The following is a 1,095-nucleotide window of genomic DNA, read 5'->3' as shown; positions in this document are numbered from 1 at the left end:
CCAGAATCGAGTCCGGCGCTTTCTTTCCGGCGGAGGATTATCACCAGAATTTCTACGACCGGAACCCCAACCACCCCTATATCGTGACCTTCGACAAACCAAAGGTTGCGGCGTTCCGCGCAGGCTTTCCGCAATTGGCGAGCTGAGATGTGAAATCCCTCCCGTTCACGGGAGGGATTTTTCGCAGCGGCTTACGCCGCCAGCGGGAAGCGCAGCAAGCGATCCTCGACCGGGATCAGCGCTTCCGCCCCTCGCCCGACTGCGCGGACAATCTCCGGGTGTGCTGCATCCAGCCCCCCCGTCAAAGCGCCGAACGCGGGCAGGATCAGCTTGCACGCACTGGCGACGAAGCAGCGGCGGGAGACCGAACGACCGCGCACCCGCAACCGCAATTTGGGATGGAAATGGCCCGAAAGCTCGGGACGGACTTCGTCGGGCACAGCTTCGTGCCGCAGGATCAACCCGTCGACCTCGGCCTCGTCAACAACGACCCCGCCGCAACGATCGACCATTCCCGCATCATGGTTGCCGGTGATCCACGTCCACGCGATCGCACCGGTCAGCGCGCGCAGCCGCGCCTGCGCCGCATCGGGCAAGCGATCGCATCCCTCATCGTCGTGGAAACTGTCGCCCAGGCACCAGATTTCGCGCGGGCGCAGCGTCTCCGCCAGCGCGGTCAGATCGGCAAGCGTCGCCAGCGAATCATAAGGCGGCAACATTTGACCACCGCGCGCGTACCAGCTTGCTTTCTCGAAATGCAGGTCGGCCACCAGCAACGCCCCGCGCGCGGGCCAGAACAGGGCACCGCTCCCCAAAGCAAGGAAATCACGACCTGCGAACGAAAAGGGAACCATGCCCTTGGCTATGTCGCAATGGTGGCCTCGGTGCAACGCCCGTGACACCGCCTGGCCAGCGCGAGTATCAAAGGCCTTGCGCAAAGCCCCCACGAGCGTAAAGCGCGCCGTCCTTCCTGACGAGCCATTCACCGCTTATGACCGCAGCGACCGCGACCAAGCCTGACAGTCCTGCCCCGCATGCGCCGCATCCGGCGTTGCTGGCCTTGACGATCGGCGCGATCGGCGTGGTGTTCGGCGA

The 1,095-nt window shown here is 64.5% G+C and carries 1 protein-coding gene; it reads right to left on the bottom strand.

The annotated features are described in order from the left end of the window. Positions 1-191 precede the first annotated feature (191 nt). Positions 192-854 carry a ligase-associated DNA damage response endonuclease PdeM gene (pdeM, locus tag ACEK02_RS19745; protein ID WP_371423264.1) on the bottom strand — a complete coding sequence of 221 codons (663 nt, stop codon included), beginning with the start codon at positions 852-854 and terminating at the stop codon, positions 192-194. Positions 855-1,095 lie beyond the last annotated feature (241 nt).

This window comes from Tardiphaga sp., from assembly GCF_041424195.1.
In the GTDB taxonomy this organism is placed as follows: domain Bacteria; phylum Pseudomonadota; class Alphaproteobacteria; order Rhizobiales; family Xanthobacteraceae; genus Tardiphaga.
This window is presented reverse-complemented; position numbering and strand designations above follow the sequence as displayed.

Excerpts from the sequence above, each read along its gene's own strand:
- pdeM (WP_371423264.1), bottom strand. The coding sequence starts at position 854 with ATGGTTCCCTTTTCGTTCGCAGGTCGTGATTTCCTTGCTTTGGGGAGC.